Source organism: Archangium sp. Cb G35 (assembly GCF_001896145.1).
Lineage (GTDB): Bacteria > Myxococcota > Myxococcia > Myxococcales > Myxococcaceae > Archangium > Archangium violaceum.
Genome location: NZ_MPOI01000001.1, coordinates 775595 through 793012, shown reverse-complemented (window position 1 = coordinate 793012; position 17418 = coordinate 775595). Strand labels below are relative to the sequence as shown.

General features: G+C 68.8%; 13 protein-coding genes. 7 read left to right on the top strand and 6 right to left on the bottom strand.

What is annotated here, in order from left to right; translation table 11 throughout:
- The first annotated feature begins 7 nt into the window (after positions 1 to 7).
- On the top strand, positions 8 to 2719 hold the full coding sequence (locus tag BO221_RS03280) for a M1 family metallopeptidase (protein ID WP_073558829.1): 2712 nt from the start codon (positions 8 to 10) through the stop codon (positions 2717 to 2719).
- Positions 2720 to 2782: 63 nt separating this feature from the next.
- On the opposite strand, the gene BO221_RS03275 is transcribed toward BO221_RS03280, so the two are convergent.
- On the bottom strand, positions 2783 to 5068 hold the full coding sequence (locus BO221_RS03275; RefSeq protein ID WP_073558828.1) for a M12 family metallopeptidase: 2286 nt from the start codon (positions 5066 to 5068) through the stop codon (positions 2783 to 2785).
- 378 nt (positions 5069 to 5446) lie between these two features.
- On the opposite strand from BO221_RS03275, the gene BO221_RS03270 reads away from it, so the two are divergent.
- From BO221_RS03270 to BO221_RS03260, 3 genes are all read left to right on the top strand, one after another.
- Positions 5447 to 5797, top strand: coding sequence for a hypothetical protein (locus BO221_RS03270; protein WP_073558827.1), 351 nt, complete (start codon positions 5447 to 5449; stop codon positions 5795 to 5797).
- Between the two features lie 90 nt (positions 5798 to 5887).
- Positions 5888 to 6433: a GNAT family N-acetyltransferase gene (locus BO221_RS03265; protein WP_073558826.1), complete on the top strand. Its 546-nt coding sequence runs from the start codon at positions 5888 to 5890 to the stop codon at positions 6431 to 6433.
- A 21-nt stretch (positions 6434 to 6454) separates the two neighbouring features.
- Positions 6455 to 8107 (top strand): DUF2339 domain-containing protein, encoded by a 1653-nt coding sequence (locus BO221_RS03260; RefSeq protein WP_073558825.1) that lies wholly within the window; start codon positions 6455 to 6457, stop codon positions 8105 to 8107.
- Positions 8108 to 8113: 6 nt separating this feature from the next.
- Here the strand turns inward: BO221_RS03260 and BO221_RS03255 are convergent, their stop codons facing one another.
- A complete protein-coding gene (locus BO221_RS03255; protein WP_073558824.1) occupies positions 8114 to 9847 on the bottom strand; it encodes an MDR family MFS transporter in 1734 nt (577 codons plus the stop codon).
- A gap of 161 nt (positions 9848 to 10008) precedes the next feature.
- Between BO221_RS03255 and BO221_RS03250 the strand changes: the two genes are divergently transcribed.
- Positions 10009 to 10485, top strand: coding sequence for an NUDIX hydrolase (locus tag BO221_RS03250; RefSeq protein WP_233165610.1), 477 nt, complete (start codon positions 10009 to 10011; stop codon positions 10483 to 10485).
- 69 nt (positions 10486 to 10554) lie between these two features.
- Here the strand turns inward: BO221_RS03250 and BO221_RS55825 are convergent, their stop codons facing one another.
- The 3 genes from BO221_RS55825 to BO221_RS03235 form a co-directional block, all read right to left on the bottom strand.
- Positions 10555 to 11406 carry a hypothetical protein gene (locus BO221_RS55825; RefSeq protein WP_233165608.1) on the bottom strand — a complete coding sequence of 284 codons (852 nt, stop codon included), beginning with the start codon at positions 11404 to 11406 and terminating at the stop codon, positions 10555 to 10557.
- Positions 11397 to 11960 (bottom strand): hypothetical protein, encoded by a 564-nt coding sequence (locus BO221_RS55820; protein WP_233165606.1) that lies wholly within the window; start codon positions 11958 to 11960, stop codon positions 11397 to 11399. Before BO221_RS55820 ends, BO221_RS55825 begins: the two co-directional genes overlap by 10 nt.
- Positions 11961 to 12117: 157 nt before the next feature.
- Positions 12118 to 13617 carry a carboxypeptidase M32 gene (locus BO221_RS03235; protein WP_073558822.1) on the bottom strand — a complete coding sequence of 500 codons (1500 nt, stop codon included), beginning with the start codon at positions 13615 to 13617 and terminating at the stop codon, positions 12118 to 12120.
- A gap of 67 nt (positions 13618 to 13684) precedes the next feature.
- Between BO221_RS03235 and BO221_RS03230 the strand changes: the two genes are divergently transcribed.
- Both BO221_RS03230 and BO221_RS57220 read left to right on the top strand, forming a co-directional pair.
- Positions 13685 to 14230 carry a hypothetical protein gene (locus BO221_RS03230; RefSeq protein ID WP_143195234.1) on the top strand — a complete coding sequence of 182 codons (546 nt, stop codon included), beginning with the start codon at positions 13685 to 13687 and terminating at the stop codon, positions 14228 to 14230.
- A gap of 55 nt (positions 14231 to 14285) precedes the next feature.
- Positions 14286 to 14990: a hypothetical protein gene (locus tag BO221_RS57220; protein WP_083680698.1), complete on the top strand. Its 705-nt coding sequence runs from the start codon at positions 14286 to 14288 to the stop codon at positions 14988 to 14990.
- A 30-nt stretch (positions 14991 to 15020) separates the two neighbouring features.
- Here the strand turns inward: BO221_RS57220 and BO221_RS03220 are convergent, their stop codons facing one another.
- A complete protein-coding gene (locus tag BO221_RS03220; protein ID WP_073558820.1) occupies positions 15021 to 17396 on the bottom strand; it encodes a PEP/pyruvate-binding domain-containing protein in 2376 nt (791 codons plus the stop codon).
- Positions 17397 to 17418 lie beyond the last annotated feature (22 nt).

Here is a 17418-nt window from a genome sequence, read left to right as displayed (position 1 = left end):
GGACACCATGCACCTCCGCCTCCGCCACGCCCCGTGGGCACTGCTCACGCTCACCCTGGCCTGCGCCACACCCCAGCAGGCCACCACCCCCACCGCTCCCCCACCACCGGCCCCCGCGGCCGAGACGCCGCGCCCGCCCACCTTCCGTCTGGGCACCCAGGTAAGGCCCACGAGCTACAAGGTGGAGCTCACGGTGGACGCGGAGCAGGAGGGTTTCAGTGGCGTCGTGGAAATCCCGCTCGAGCTCTCCGAGTCCACGCGGCAGGTGTGGTTGCACGGCGCGGGCCTGACGGTGAAGGAGGCCACGCTCACGGCGGGAGGCCAGTCGCAGCCGGCGCGCGCGGTGACGGAAAACGACACCTTCATCGGATTCCTGCTGGAGCGCCCGGTGGGTCCGGGCACGGCGACGCTGCGCGTGGCGTACCAGGGGCTCGCGCTGGCGAAGGAAACGGTGGGCCTGTTCCGTCAGAAGGATGGAGACCACTGGTACGCGATGACGCACTTCCAGCCGGATGACGCGCGGCGGGCGATTCCGTGCTTCGACGAGCCGGGCTTCAAGGTGCCATGGCAGCTCTCGCTGCGGGTGCCGGCCAGCCAGCGGGCCTTCGCCAACGCGCCGGTGGAGTCCGAGCAGACGGGCCCGGACGGATGGAAGACGGTGCGCTTCCGGCCCACGCCGCCGCTGCCCAGCGAGGTGGTGGCCTTCGCGGTGGGACCCTTCGAGACGGTGGACGCGGCACCGGCCGGACAGAAGAACACCCCCGTGCGCATCGTGGTCCCCAAGGGCCGCACGGCCGAGGCCGCCTATGCCACCCAGGCCACGCCGCCGCTGCTCGGCCTGCTGGAGGACTACTTCGGCATTCCCTACCCCTACGAGAAGCTGGACGTGCTGGCCATTCCGCGGCCCGTGCTCTTCGGGGCCATGGAGAACCCGGGCCTCATCACCTACCAGATGCCGCTGCTGCTGGCCCGGCCCGAGCACGACACGCTCTCGCGCCAGCGCGCCTTCGCACTGGTCCAGGCGCACGAACTGGCCCACCAGTGGTTCGGCAACCTCGTCACCCTGGCCTGGTGGGATGACACCTGGCTCAACGAGTCCTTCGCGGACTGGCTCGCGCTCAAGGTGACGGGCCAGTGGCAGCCCTCGTGGAGCCTGGACGCCGAGCGCGTGCGCAACAGGGCCCACGCCATGAACACGGACCGGCTCGTCACCACGCGCCGCATCCGCCAGCCCGTCGAGAGCGAGGGCGACATCCTCACCGCCTTCGACGGCGCCATCACCTACGCCAAGGGCAACGCGGTGCTCGCCATGTTCGAGTCCTGGGTGGGCCCGGAGCGCTTCCGCGACGGCGTGCGCGCCCACATGCGCAACCACTCCCACGGCAACGCCACCGCGGCCGACTTCTTCCAGGCCCTCACCCAGGCCTCGGGCACCGACCTGTCGGCCGCCCTCTCCACCTTCCTCGACCAGCCCGGCGTGCCGCTCGTCTCCATGGGCCTGCAATGCACCGCGGGCGCGCCCCCGAAGCTGACGCTGGCCCAGCGGCGTTTCCTCCCCGTGGGCTCGCGGGGCGCGGGCACCGCGGAGCAGACGTGGCAGGTGCCCGTGTGCGTGCGCTACGGCACCGGCAAGCAGGAGGCCCGGGCCTGCACCCTCCTCACCGGCAAGACGGGCGAGCTCGTGCTCACGGGCGCCACCGCCTGCCCCGAGTGGGTCGTCCCCAACGCGGACGCGCGCGGCTACTACCACACGAAGCTGGAAGGGGACCTGCTCGGAAGGCTCACGCGCGGGGGCGCGAAGCCGCTCTCCCTGACCGAGCGCATGGGCCTGCTGGGCGATGCACAGGCGTTGATGGCGAGCAACGAGCTGCCGGTGGACGAGGCGCTCGGCGTGGTGGCGAGCCTGCTGCCCACGGATGACCGCGACCTGCTCAACGGCGCGCTGGGCATGGTGGGCTCGGTGCGGCGCGAGTTCATCCCCGAGGCGCTGCGGCCGAAGTACGCGTCCTTCGTGCGCCGCACGTTTGGCGCCAAGGCGCGCGCGCTCGGCCTCCAGCCACGCCCGGGCGAGGACGAGGACACGCGCCTGCTGCGGCCCTCGGTGATTCGCGTCGTGGCGCTCCGGGGCGAGGAGCCGTCGCTCCAGGCCGGCGCCCGCGAGCTGGCACTCGAGTGGCTGGAGGATCGCCGTGCCGTCTCGCCCGAAATGGTGCAGGTGGTGCTGCAACTGGCCGCGGTGAAGGGAGATGCCACGCTCCACCAACGTCTGCTCGCCGAGGCCAGGAAGACACGGGACCCGGCCGAGCGCGGCAAGCTGTTCACCGCACTGGGCTCCTTCCGTGACCCGGCGCTCGCCCGCGCCACCACCGCGCTGATGCTCTCCGAGGACTTCTCCACGCTCGAGGTCCTCATGGGCCTGGCCAACGGCATGCTGAACGAGGAGACGACGCGCGAGCACTTCTACTCCTACGTGAAGGAGCACTTCGACGCGCTCATGGCCCGGATGCCACACGAGATGGGCGGACACATGCCCGTGGTCGGCGAGGGCTTCTGCGACGCCACGCACCGTCAGGACCTGGAAGCCTTCTTCCAGGAGCGCGCGGCCCGCTATCCCGGCGGTCCGGAAATCCTCGGGCGGACGCTGGAGGGCGTGGACCTGTGCATCGCCCAGCGCGAGGCCCTCCAGCCCGGACTGGTGCGCTTCCTCTCGCGCCAGTAATGGAAGAAGCCCTCCGCGAGGCTCGAGTGCTCGCGGAGGGCTTCTGGCCCGGCTCGCCGGCTTCTAGCGCCGGGTCATCGTGAACTTCTGGTTGTCGTAGCCATTGCAGGTCCACTGGAGGATGTGGCCGCCGTCCTCCTGGCTGAAGGCGAAGACGTCCAGGCACTTGCCGCTGTGTTTGGCCTTGAGGCTGTAGTAGCCGTCGCCGTGGTTCACGAGCGAGAACTTCTGGTTGTCGTTGCCGTTCCACGACCACTGATAGACAGTGGCCCCATCCCCCATGGAGCTGGCCTCGACGTCCAGGCACTTGCCGCTGTGCCTCGGCACGATGAAGTAGTAGCCGTCCGGGGTGGCGCGCAGGGAGAACTTCTGGTTGTCACCGTTCCCCCAGCTCCACTGGTGCAGCCAGGCCTGGTCATTGGTGGCGGCGTTCAGGATGTCCATGGACTTGCCGCTGTGCTTCGCCGTGAAGCTGTACAGCTTGTCCGACTGGTCCATCAGCACGGAGAGGTAGCCCGTGTTGTCGTTCACGTGGTCGATGTGGAAGCTGACCAGGTCCTTGCTCCCATCGTTGTTGAAGTCGTGGACGGCCACGTCGGCCCCGTGCGTGGACTCGCCCAGCCGCGCATTGAGCGTGCGGGCGGTGGTCACCGAGGAGCCCGAGCCACTCCAGCCCGATGACACCGCGCCCGTCGACGCCGAGAGGTCATAGCCCACCTGGTAGACGTGGGCGTCATCACCCGATGGGGCATCCACCCAGGAGATCACGAGGTCGGGCCGGCCGTTGCCATCCATGTCCGCGATGTCGAGGCCCATGTCCGAGGTGACGCTGCCCACCCAGCCGGACTTCGCGTGCGTGCCGCTGTACGAGCTGATGCCGCCACTCGTGCTGAGGTCCCACCCCACCGCGTAGTAGATCGTGTTCTCGCCACTCGCATCATCGACGGTACCCACGACCAGGTCGGGCCGGCCGTTGCCATTGATGTCGTGCAGGGCGACATCGGCCCCTTGCGTGCGGCTGCCGTGGAATCCACCCGCGAAGCCGTAGGGGCCACTCCACGACGAGACGGTGCCGCTCGCCGTCAGGTCCCAGCCGATGCGGTAATGGGTGCTGTCCGCGCCGTCCGGATTGTCGACGTGGACGACGACCAGGTCCGGCCGGCCGTTGCCATTGATGTCCCCCACGGCGATGCCGGCGCCGCTCGTGTACTTGCCCCACCAGCCCCCGATGCTCATGAAGCCACTCCAGCTCGTGGGCCGATACTTGCTGCCCGCCCCGTTGGAGTACGTGACCAGGTCGATGTTCCAGCCGATCCGGTAGTAACCGTTGTTGCCTTCGCTCGGGTCATCCACGTGGAAGACGATCATGTCGGGCCGGGAGTCACCGTCGAGCTGGGTGATCGCGACACCGCCGCCCGCGTTGGCGGTCCCCCACCAGCCGGAGACATTGGAGAACTCCGTCACGCCGTCGTAGATGGTCCGGATCGTCTCGATGTCGGTCGAGCTCAGTCCATCGCGCTGGCCGATCGTCACGCCCGAGGTGCGCGGGGTGATCGTCTCCGCGCCGTTGATGCCGAACGCGGTGCGCCCGTAGTGCATGATGGACCCGTAGTCGTACGCCCCCACGTCCATGCCGTCGTACCCACTGGCCGTGTAGGTCTGGAAGTTGTGCGAATAGCCGGACTGGATGTTGTTCCAGTTGATGGTGACGTAGTTGTCACGATCGCCGCGCATCTGCTCGTGCCACACGCCCAGGGCATGTCCGATCTCATGGATGGCGTTGCCGGTGGAGCAGCCGCTCTCCAGCGTGATGCTCTGCGCGCCGCCCGTCCTGCCCACGGACGAGCTGCACCCGGAGCCCGACACGAACTTCACGTAGGCCGTCTCGGCCGTGCGGGGGACGAACTTGATGTTCGTCTTCGTCGTCCAGTGCGCGATGGCGTCGGTGACGCGCGACGGGCTGCTAAGCCCCGAGTCGATCACATAGGGCACCACGCCATTGGGCCAACGCGTCGAGGCATAGGCACGGGCCGTTCCACTGGCATGGCGCTCGCCCGGCTCGGAGAGGAGGTGCAGCGGCATCACGATGTCTCCATCGATGACCGCGTTGCCGTCGATCTCCTCGTAGTCCACCTGGAGCTCGCCCCGCTCCGTGCGCAGCATGCCGGTACGGGCCACGCCGGTGCGGCCTGGATAGGCGCGCTCGGCACCACCGAACGTGGAGGGCGTCTCTTCCGCCCGCGGCGCCTCGACGGCGCCGTCACATCCGGCCTGGGTGGTGACGGCGAGCATGCCGAGGCTCGCGGCGGTGAGGGTGGCGCGGAACGGGGACTTCTTCGGGGTCTTCATCTCGCGTGTCCTTTGTGGAAGCTGGCTTCACTTCCTTGGACACGTGGGTTTTGAAATCGGGCAACGCCGCTGGAACCCACGGCGTCTCCAGAGCTGGACCCATGCGGAGCGTAAACTTCTGTCACGAATGACGAGGCCATCCCGTCAGTGGTGAGGGCCCCGGCATCATCCATGCCAGGGGACGGCGGTGGATTGCGGGAGTTTCGCGAAGAACAGGGCGGGAACTCCGGTGCGTTCCTGTGCGTCCTTCTCGATAGCAGTAGGCACGAAGAGCAGTGTCATGGAGCCGATTGAACATGTGGCTCGAAGGGCGGCGGATTCGGTTGCGGCTGAGGGGAACGTGCGTAGGTTTGAAGCCGCTGTGGAGGTGGCGTGGGCATGTCTGGAGTCCGACTGGGTGGCGCGACGGCCGACATCCATCACTGCATCGACGCGAGCCTGAGCTGTCAGGCCTCGTGCGAGGCGGCGATGGAGCAATTGGCCGCCAATGGAATGCGCGCTGACAGCGAGCCGATGCGCCTGCTGCGGCAATGCGCGGAGTTGTGCGAACTGAACGCCCGTGCCTTGCAAAAGGACAGCCGCCTGGCGCGGCGCACGGCGACGCTGTGCTTCGAGCTGAGCAACCAGGTGGCGCGTGCAGCGTGGCTGGACGGCAACCTGGCCTCCAACGTGCTGGCACGCGACGCGCTGCAACTGGCCCGGGCCTGCCGGCCGCTGCTCTTCACCTGACGGAGCAACCGCGCGTTCTTCCCCGTGGAAATCCCCTCTCCCCCTGGGAGAGGGCTAGGGTGAGGGTCTTCTTCCAAGGAGGACCCCGCCATGCAGACCCCGTTCTTCCTGGGCCCGCGCCTGTACTTCCGTCCACTCGAGCGTGAGGACGCGCCGAGGCTGGCGGCCTTCGTCAACCACCCCGACGTGCGCCGCAACCTGCTGGTGCACCGCCCGATGAACACAGCGCAGGAGGTGGCCTTCGTGGACACCCTCACCTCCAGTCCGAAGGATGTGATGTTCGCCATCGTGCTGCGGGACGGGGACCGGATGATCGGCACGAGCGGGCTGCACGACCTGGACTTCCGGAGCAGGCGAGCGACCTTCGGGATGCTGATCGGCGAGCCGTCCGAGTGGCGCAAGGGCTACGGCACGGAGGCCACGCGGATGACGCTGGAGTACGGCTTCGGCACGCTGAACCTGGAGCGGGTGCAACTGGAGGTGCTGGAGCACAACACGGCGGGTATCCGGGCCTACGAGAAGGCGGGCTTCCAGCGCGAGGGCGTGCTGCGGCGGCACCACTACGTGGACGGCGCGTACGTGGACACGTGGGTGATGGGCATTCTGCGCTCGGAGTGGAGGCCGGCTCCGGCATAAGGTGCGGCCCACGAGGAGCGCATGGTGGAGGGAGACACGCAGGACCTGCGGGACGTGGTGCGGAGGCTGGAGGAGACGGTCTCGCGGCTGGAGGCACGCATCGAGAAACTGGAGACGGCGGCCCCGGCGCGGCCACTGCCCTCCCCCATTGCCAACCCCGCCGTTCCCGGCACGCCCGTACCCGAGGCGGAGCAGAGGGATCTGGAGGCGCACCTCGGCACGTACTGGCTGAGCCGGGTGGGCATCGTGGCGCTCATCATCGGCTTCGCCTTCCTCATCATCTACCACTTCGGTGACCTGGGGGCGCTGGCGCGGGTGGGAGCGGGCTACCTGCTGAGCGCGGGGCTGGCGGCGCTGGGCCTGTGGCTGTCGCGGCGGCACGAGCTCTTCGGGCGCATCGTCTTCGGCGGAGGCCTGGCGCTCGCCTACTTCGTCACGTACGCGCTGCACTTCGTGCCGGCGGTGCGGGTCATCGAGAGCGAGCCCCTGGCGCTGGTGCTACTGGCGCTCAACGTGGTGGGCATCGTCGTCATCGCGCAGCGGATGCAGTCGGAGACGGTGGCGGGCATCGCGCTCTTCCTCGGGTTGCGCACGGGGATGCTCAGCGACATCACCTCCTTCACGCTCATGTCCACCAGCATGCTGGCGGGTGGAGCGCTCTTCTTCCTGGTGAAGAACCGCTGGGTCTTCGTGCCGCTGTCGAGCCTGGTGGCCGTCTACGCGACGCACGTCGTCTGGGCGATGCGCACGGACGCCATCGCCCCGGGCCAGCCCGACGGCGAGCGGCTGACGCTGAGCCTGTCCTTCCTGGCGCTCTACTACGTCATCTTCTCGGTGGCGCTGCTGGTGCACCCGCGCGAGCTGTCGAGGCGCGCGGCGCTCTCCTTCGCGCTGCTCAACTGGGTGGGGATGCTCACCCTGGGAGCGGTGGAGGTGGGGCGCTGGGGCGAGCCGCACCTCTTCACCTTCTTCATCACGCTCGCGCTGGCGCAGGGCGTGGGCGCCGCGGTGGCCGGGTGGAGGAACGCGCACCCGGCGGTGCTCCAGGCCTTCCTGGCCACGAGCGGCCTCACGCTCGCGCTGGGCCTGCCCTGGCAGTACGAGGACCTGGCGCTGGTGCGGGCGTGGACGGCCGTGGGGCTGGTGGCGGGAATCGCCGGGCGCGTCCTGGGCGCGGGCGCCCTGCAGGTGGTGGGCGTGGGCATCCTCTACGTGGCGCTCGGGGCCACGTGGCAGGTGCCGCCCACGGGGCGCGCGCTCCTGGACGCGGCCCTGCTGGTGGGCTTCGCGCTCGTCGAGCGGGCCGCGGTGGCACGGACGGACCGGCTGCCTCCGCCTCTCGAGGGGCGCCGCCGCGGCGCGCTCCAGTTCGCCTGCGCGGCCGGAGCGGGGCTCGCGCTGCTGTGGCTCGTGGGCGAGCTGATGCCCTCGAACCTCACCACGCTGAGCTGGGGTGTGGCGGCCTTCGGCCTGTTCGCCCTGGGCTTCGCCGTGCGCGAGCGCTGGTACCGGCTCGTGGGCATCGCCGTGCTGGCCGTCACCCTGGGGCGCCTGCTCTTCGTGGACCTGTCCGGGCTGCCCCCCAACCAGCGCATCCTCACCTTCATCCTGCTCGGGCTGATGCTGCTGGCCGTGTCGTACGTGTACACGCGCCTGCGCGGGAACCGGAGCTGAACGGGCCTACTCCATCACCGGCGGCTGGGGCGCGTTCGTCTTGCGCAACGGCAGCTCCGGAAGCGCCAGGGTGACGAGCAGCGCCAGCACCGCGATGAGCAGGGTGATGCGGTAGATGTCGCGGATGGCCTCGGAGAAGGCCTCCTTGAAGGCCAGGGCCACCTTGTCCACGGTGGCCTCGGCGGCCCGCTGGGCCTGGGCGAGTCCCTCGAGCCGGCCCTTCGCCGCGGGGTCTCCCGCCTGGGCCGCGGGGGCGAGCGCCTCGCGCTGCTTCTCGAAGCCCTCGGAGATGCGGGCCTTGATGGCCGCCGCATCGAACGAGCGGCCGGTTGCCCCACCCTCCTCGCTCACCTGTCCGCCCCCGGCCTGCTGGGACATGAGCTGCTGGCGGAACTCCGCGGGCACATCCCGGGTGGCCTCGGTCATGTGCGTGGCCATGGACGAGGAGAGCGCCAGGCCGAACACCGTGCCCATCAACGCCACGCCGATGGTGGAACCCATCTGGCGGAAGAACGTGGCGCTGGACGTGGCCACGCCCACCTGATGAGGCGCCACCGCGTTCTGGATGGCCAGGGTGAACAGTGGGATGGAGGGGCCCAGCCCCAGGCCCACGAAGATCATCTTCAGCGTGAGCTCCCCCTGGGTGGAGGCGGGCCGGAGGGTGAAGGCCATGAGCGCGAAGGCGGCCACCGCGATGGTCTGCCCGGCGAGCATGAACACCTTGTAGCGGCCCAGCCGGGACACGAGCTGCCCGGAGAGGACGTTGCCGGCGACGATGCCCAGGGTGAGCGGCATCATCGTGAAGCCCGAGTTGGTGGCCGACAGGCCCACCACGTTCACCATGAAGAGGGGCAGGAAGACGATGGCGCTCAGGAACACCGCGCCGCTGATGAAGGCGGCCACGTTGCCCACGGCGAATGCCTTGTTGCGGAAGAGCTTCAGGTCGAGCAGCGGCTCCGCCACGGAGCGCTCGACCAGGATGAAGGCGATGAACCCCACCACCGAGAGCGCGAACATGCCCAGGATCTGGGGCGAGCCCCACACGTAACCCGTCTCGCCCGGAGCCACGGTGCGGCGGCCCAGCGACAGCGCGAGCAGCAGCGGCACGGCGAACAGCGACAACGTGATCGCGCCCGGGATGTCCACCGAGGCCTTGCGGCCCTCGTGCCGCAGCGGCGGCATGCGGGTGAGGATGAAGCCGAGCGCCACCGCGCCCACGGGCAGGTTGACGAAGAACACCCAGTGCCAGCTCAGGTGGTCCGTGAGGAAGCCGCCCACCAGCGGGCCCACGACACTCGCGAGCCCGAACACGGCGCCGAAGATGCCCTGGTACTTGCCGCGCTCGGCGGGCGGGAAGATGTCCGCGACGATGGCGAACGCACTGGTGAAGAGCGACGCCGAGCCGACGCCCTGCAACGCGCGGGCGAGGATGAGCTGGAGCGTCGTCTGCGACAGGCCGCACAGCGCCGAGCCCAGCAGGAAGATGAGGATGCCGATGACGAGGATGCGCCGCCGGCCGAACGCATCCGACAGCTTCCCGTACACCGGCACGAGCACCGTGGAGGCCACCAGGTACGAGGTCGTGATCCACGCGTAGAGCGAGGCGGGGATGTGCAGGTCACGCTGGATGGCGGGGCCGGCGGTGGACACGATGGTCTGGTCGAGCGCGGCCAGCAACATGCCCAGCAGGACGCCCAGCAGGGTGAGGATCTTCTGCGGGCGGGTAAGCTCGAAGGCCATATGTCGGCGGCTCCAGTTCAAGGGACTTCCGACAGCTCGCAGGCCCTCCATATCTCTAAGGAGAGAGGACTTCATGGGCAATGGAGGCCGGGTGATGAGCCCGTGACGTCCCAGGTCGACCGGGCAAGGCCGCTCGGCTACCGTGCCAGGAAGGAGGCACCGTGAGCTCGCTCGTCGATCCCCTCATGCGCATGGCGTACCGGGGCGCCTATACCCTGGCGCTCGGGTACTGGTTCGTGCGCCGCCCCGAGACCCAGGGCACCCTCGTCGGCGTGTGGCACGGCCGCAAGGTGCTGCTGCTACAGAACTCGTACAAGCGCGTCTTCAGCCTGCCCGGTGGTGGCCAGAACCGGAACGAATCCCCGCGAGAGACGGGCGCACGCGAGCTGCGCGAGGAGGTGGGGTTGAGCGTCGCCCCGAGCGAGCTGCGCCAGGTCTTCGAGGCCCGGGGTACCGCCGAGTACAAGCGCGACCGGTGCTTCTTCGTCGAACTCACGGTGGAGGAACCGCCCACCCTCGCCCTCGACAACCGCGAGGTGGTGTGGGCGGCGTTCATCGACGTGGACACGGCGCTCCAGCTCCCCCTCGCGGAGATGGTGCGCGCCTACCTCGAGGAGGCCGCGCACCGGCGCGCCTGACCTGCCGGTACGCGCCCAACAGCTCGCCAGCGCCTGAGCCGCGCCCGTTACCGGAGCTGGCGGGTCCGCTTACTCACCGGCTCCATCTGACGAGTCCTCTGTCTCCAAGGCCGTATCGAACTCGACGGCCCTCTTGCGCTCCTCCCAAGCCGCCAGGGCCGACGCCACATGGTGGAGGGAGTGGCGCTTCAGCCTCGGGTGATGCACCGCGAAGAAGTGCTCCCCGGCGATTGCCACGAATGAATAGGGATGGGCTGGGTGGCTCGTCAACCATGTCTCCGCCTCCGCGCGCGTGGCGAATGAAGGTGTCCCCTGAGGGATTCCCCTAGCGGTTAGCGATTCCAGCACCGGCTCTATGGGATGATCGCGATACATTCCGCGCGTATTGGCCTCACGCATATACCAGAATTGATAATACTCATCGCCGATGAGGATGCGGACAGGGCTCGGTGGCTCCGCGACGCGCTCCATCCAGGCCTGGGCCTCCTCATGATTGGCGAAGTGCGCGATGGCCACCGGGGCGTAGTCCAGCCGATTGACGACGAAGTCATCCGCTTCACCGAGTTGCCCCGTCTCAGCGATGAAGTTGATGAGGGCGATGAGAACGCGCACCTGCTGCTTGTGTTCAGGCTCAGGCGTTTCGTCCAGGGACTCGAGCAGCAATTGCATCGCCGGTTGCGCGAGCGTCCCTTCATGCTTGCCCAGACGCGTGCTGACGAAGGGCCGTTCCGCTGAAAGCTCTCTCTTGAGTGAGTCTTCGAACCGGTAGACCTGGCCTGTCACGCGGACGAAGTCGTCGAGCATCCTCACATAGCGCCAGAGCTTCACTTCCTCGTGCCAACCCTTCGCCTCCGCTGCTCGCAACCGGGTCCCCATGAAAAGCACCACGTCCGCAAGCTGCTCATGGATTGTCACCTGCATGCCCCCTCGAGCTGGATTTCGGGGAGCATTCCCGGGGAGATTTCCGCCATGACCAGGAGTGGCGCCAGAACGAGTGCCGCGCCTCCCGAGCCAGCGGCCACGACAGCAAAGGCCACACCGGCGATGACTACGACGGCGCCCACGACAAGCTCCTCGCGATGATTCTTGAGCCAGTCAATGGCAGGTTCTATCGCGTCGAACTCGGCAGCGTACTCCTCTGCCCACTCACCGCGGCCCTTCGTGCATTCAACAAAAGCATCCATGCAGTTTTCCGGACACCACCATCCCCTGGCGATGCGCCACGGCTGTACCCGGGTGTCCTGGTATTTGCGGCGACCAATCGAAAAGGGCCTGCCACTCCTGAGACAGTCCATTTCGCACTGTGCACGCCGTCCCTCGCAATACGCATTCAAGTCCGACGAGGAGACACGCACGATGTTTCGACGAACGTTCCTCGTGCTCATGGCGTGCTGGAGCTTCGCCAGATCAAACTCCTTCAATGGAATCCAGGCATGCACCACCTGCCCATCTGCTTGTTGCTCGAGAACAATCACGTACCTGGCCAGGTCTCGGGGGCCCGTGGGTCCCACTGCCGCGGAGCGTGCCGCACTGCAGGAAACAAGCATGAGGGCAAGGCTCATCGCCATCGCCCTCTGTATGACCGAGGCCGTTCTCATGGGGGGGGCGTATCATTCTGGGAAGGTATGGCCCTCAGAGCGTCACGCCGTAGAGGGCGCCGTACTTGGACTTGAGGTAGGCGAGGAAGTCCACGTCGGTGAGGCCCTGGCCCGTCACCCTGCGCACCAGGTCCTCGGCGGGCATGCGGTAGCCCTCGGCGTGGATGTGGGTGCGCAGCCACTCGCGCAGGGGCTTGAGCTCACCTCGGGCGAGCCCCTCCTCCAGCCCGGGCATGGCGCGCTGCGCGGCGCGGTAGATGGACGCGGAGTAGAGGTTGCCCAGCGCGTACGTGGGGAAGTAGCCGAACTCGCCCCAGGACCAGTGGATGTCCTGCAACACGCCCTGGGTGTCGTCCGGCGGCGTGACGCCCAGGAAGCGCCGCATGCGCTCGTTCCACGCAGCGGGCAGCTCGTCCAACGGCAGCTCGTCACGGATGAGCATCAGCTCCAGCTCGTAGCGCAGGACGATGTGCAGGTTGTACGTCACCTCGTCCGCATCCACGCGGATGAGCGAGCGCGAGACGCGGTTGACCGCCCGATGGAAGGTGTCCAGGTCCACATCCGCGAGCGCCTGGGGGAAGGTCTCGCGCAGCACCGGGAAGTAGTGCGTCCAGAAGGACCGGCCACGCCCCACCTGGTTCTCCCACAGGCGTGACTGCGACTCGTGCAGGCCCGTGGAGGGCGCGTTCGCCAGCGGGGTGCGATGGTGGGCGGGGGAGAAGCCCTGCTCGTACAGGCCATGTCCTCCCTCGTGCAGCGTGCTGAAGAGGGCCGAGAGCGCGCCCTCCTCCAGGGCCGTGGTGAGGCGCACGTCCATGGGGTGCTGCCCGTTGGAGAAGGGGTGGATGCTCTTGTCCAACCGCCCCGCTTCCAGATCGAAGCCCATGTCCCCCAGCAGCCGCAGCGTGAGGCGCCACTGCGCCTCGGGGTCGAAGTTCCGGCCCACGAAGAGGTCCGCCACCTTCCGCGGCGCGGACTGGAGGGCCTCCACCAGGGGGATGAGGTTGTCGCGGAGCGCGCTGAGCACCGGGGTCAGGCGTGCCACGCGCATGCCGGGCTCGTAGACCTCGAGCAGCGCGTCATAGCGCTCTCCGCCATGGCCGTAGGCATCCGCCTGCTCGCGGCGCAGGGCCAGCAGCCGCTCCAGGGCGGGCTTGAAGGCGGAGAAGCGGTTCTCCTTGCGAGCCTCTCGCCACGCCACGAGACCCCGGCTCTGCGCCTCGGCGAGCGCCTGCACCAGCGCCTTGGGCACCTTCACCGCCCGGTCCCGCTCCTCGCCGAGCACGCGCGCCATGGCCCGCTGGTCATCCGTGAGGTTGGGGTTGCCCACCGCCCAGGCGAGCAGTTCGCCCAGCCGGGGGTCCACCAAGCGCTCGTGGTGGAGGCCCTGGACCGTGGAAAGCTGGAAGGCCCGCGACTCGGCGGCCTTGGGGGGCAGGTAGGTCTCCTGGTCCCACGTGGCCAGGGCGATGAGCCCACCGAGGTCCCGGAGCTCGTGCATCCGGGCGAGCAGCGCGTCGAAGGTCTTTTCCATGGCGGATTCTTTAGTCCGAATCTCCCCGGACTTCCGCAACGCGCGGCATTCGGTTAATTGCCCCACCATGGCCAGCCAGCTTCAGTTCTTCATGTCCCCCGACGACGAGGTCGCCTTCTTCCGCTTCCTCGAGCGCTTCGAGCTGGAGGTGTACCCCCGGCGCGTCCCGCCGGACTGGGAGACCTTCCGCGCCCGCGAGGAGAACGTCCCCCGGCTGCCCGAGGAAGACGTGTACCTGGTGGCCGTCAGTGTGGGGCCGGCCATCGTGGACAAGGTGAAGCGCGGCCCGGACAAGGGCTTCTGGCGCATCGACGAGGTGCGCTCGCCCGTCATCTTCCTGGAGCGCTGCCGGATGAACGAGGAGGGCGAGCTGCTCAGCGGCCAGATGTGGGCCGAGATGGAGGTGACGCCCCAGACGGGCCGCAAGGACGCGGCCTCGGACCAGTTCCGGCGCATCTACCGGGAGATCGAGGAGTACATCAAGAAGACGTTCCGCAAGGGCGACCCCAAGGCCTTCTTCGTGGGCCCCAAGGCAGCGCGCCTCTACAAGGAGACCCGCCTGGTGCTGCGCGACTCGGCCCACCGCGGCGGCACCGTGGTGCCGTACAAGTGAATTAGAGTCCGTCTCCCCGGCACCTGTGTGCGGGTGGTTCCCTGGAGACGCGGCCTTGCGACGATTCCTTTCCCTGATTCTTCCCCTCTCGCTCGGCCTCGTCCTCGTGGCCACCTCCTGCAACCCGAACGGGCCCGATGAGGGCTCCAACGACGCGGGGAGCGAGACCCCAGCGGATGCGGGGGGTGACGCGGGGAGTGACACCGACGCCGGAACGGACGCGGGGACGGACGCTGGAACGGACGCGGGCACCGACCCGGATCCCGAGGAGCCCGGAGACCCCTGCGCCCTCGCCGATCCCCAGCCCTCCACCTGCGCCTACGGCTCGTACTGCAGCGCCCGCAGCAGCACCTGCCAGCGCGTGCCCACCCCGGCGTGCGCGAACTTCAACAAGTTCCCCGTCTCGTGGGACCCGGCCACCTCCACCGGCCCGGTCACCTACGCCGCCGAGTTGCTGTCCCTGGCGTCCAGCGCGGGCTGCCCCTCGCAGATCCCCATGCGCTTCCAGGTCCGCGTCCGGGCCTATTCGCCCTCCGGCGAGCTCCCCACCACGGCTTCCGAGCTCTCGAAGGTGTTCAGCTACGTCAACCCGAGTGGCTCGTACCTCACGGAGGCCAGCCAGTTCAGCGACATCGTGACCAGCGGCGATCTGAAGAACACGGAGTTCGTGGTGAGCAACTGCATCGCCAATCAGCCCTCCGTCGACCTCGGCTTCTACTTCGAGGAGGGCAACGGGCTCTGCTTCACCGCCACGAAGTAGCGCTTCGGGACCCGGGGCAACCCGGGTCCCCTACGGCGCCTCCGTCCGCAGCACCTCGACCGTCCCCTGCCCGCCGTTGACCCGCACCCGGTCGCCCGTGCGCAGCCGCATCGTCGCGTTGCCACAGCCCACCACCGCGGGGATGCCCAGCTCCCGCGCGACGATGGCGGCATGCGACAGCGGCGCTCCAATATCGGTGACGACCGCCGCCGCGCGGGGAAACAGCGGCGTCCACCCCACGTTCGTCACGCTCGTCACGAGAATCTCTCCAGGCTGCAACTGGCTCCACTCGTCGGGCGAGAGCAACACCCGCGCCCGGCCCTCGATGATCCCGGCCGCGCCGGGAAAGCCAGTGATGGAATCGCTGGCGGGTGCCTCCGCTCCACTCGCGTCGAACCTGTCGCTGCGCCGCCGCGGATCCGCCGCCCACTGGAACGGGTCGAAGCGTCCGCGAATCAGCGCCGGATAGGGCGGCAACGCACGATAGCGTGCATGCATCTCGCGCCGCGCTGGGATGGAGGCGAGCGGCGCCTCATCCCCTCCGAGGACGGCGAGGAGCTCGTCGATGGACAGGAAGAAGAGGGCCTCGCCGTGTCCGGAGAGCGCACCGGCCCGCTGAACGAACGTGCGCAGCGGCCAGAACACACGGACCACCTCCGAGCGCCCCACCTCCCGGGAATGGGCCGCCACGGCCGCCCGGTCGAGACGGCGGCGCATCGCGGTGGCCAGGCGCGGATGGCGTTGCCGGAACCGCTCCCACGCCGCGTCGTGCGCGGCCTTCTGACGCGCGAGCAGCGTGTCCACATCCACCGGCGCCTCACGCAAGCCGGCGAGCTGCCGCTCCATCCATTCCGGATCCTCCGCCGGTCTCGGAATGGAGACCTCGAACTCATGCGGACCGCGGTGGCCATATCGCCGCGCATAGGTCTCGCGGTCGAGCTCTCCGCGGGCCAGTTGCGTGAGCCCCAGCAGGGGCCCGAGGCTCGCGAGCTTGCTCTCCCCCGCACTCAGCCCCGAGAGCAGGGCGTTGGCATCGGCATCGCCCACCAGCCCGCCCAGCTCACGCCGGAGCCTGGCCACGAGGTTGCGATCGCGCCGGGCACAGACCTCGAACATGTGGCAGCACTCGTGGAAGAAGGGCTCCAGTTCAGCCTTCCACAGTTGGCGCAACTCCGCCGGGCTGGACGCTGCCTGGATCCGGGCGCGCAGGGCCTCGCAGCGCGCGGGCGCCGTCGCGAGGAACGCAGGCAGCCGCTCGTCATTGGCGCGCAACCGGCGCTTGAGGCGCAGCAGGCCCGGCAGCAGGGCCCGCAGCACGCTCCAGCGCGAGATGGGCATCAGGGGAATCTCCAGGTCGTCCGGGAACTTCCCGAAGGCCTCCTGGCTCGTCTCGGTGAGCCGCTTCTGGCTGATGCCGAACGCCGCACCCACCGTCGAGGTCAGGCTCAGGTTCATGTAGCAGCGCCCTCCGATGTTGCCGATCGGCTGGTACCCGAAAAGGAACAACAACGGCAGCGTCTGCTCGATGAAGATCTGGAAGAGCGACCAGGTGCAGGGCGTCATGACATCGGGCACCGCCTCGCCGAGGTTCGTGCTCGTCCACAGGTAATCGCCCGTCCGGCTGTCGTTCCAATCCCCCGTCGCCGGATCGTGCCCACGCAAGGTAGTGATGGGCCGCGCCTGCAGCAGGGCGAGCCCGCCGCCCGCGATGGCCCACTCGATGTCCTGGGGCCCGCCGAGCTCCTCCTCGAGCCGCTCGGAGAGCCGGTACAACCGCCGCGCATGACGGCGCAGCTCCTCGGGGCCGGAGTAGCCGCCTCGCGGCCTGCTCAGCGTGAACGCGGGTGCATTCGTGTCACCCGCGACCAGGCGCTCGCCCAGGCCTCGCACATAGTTGCCAACCATCGTCGCGCGGCTGCCCGTCACCGGATCCGCGGTGAACAGCACTCCCGCGAAGTCGGCCCGCACGAGCACCTGGACGACAACGGCCACCTCATGAGCGGTCTCGAGTCCCTGTGCCTGGCTGTAGGCCGCCACACGGCCCGCGTGACGTGACCGGCGAACGGATTCGATCGCGTCCCGCACGGCGTCGTCCTCGCGCACATCGAGCACGGTCTCGAACTCTCCCGCGAACGAGGCCTGCGCGGAGTCCTCACTCAGGGCCGACGAGCGGACCGCGAACGAGCATCCGGGTTGGTCCGCCCGCAGCCGGGCCAGCGCGGCGCGGACCCGCTCCCACTCCGAGGGCAGCAACGAGTCCCCCTCGAACGCGCTGGCCAGCACGAGGAAGCCGTCCGGCACCGGATGGCCCCCCTGCTGAAGCCGGGCGAGCGTCCGGCCCTTGCCACCCGCCAGCACGGCCTGCTCGGCCGTGAGCTCCCGAAAGAAGCAGACCCTGTTCGTCATGGCCCACTTCGTACACCGCGGG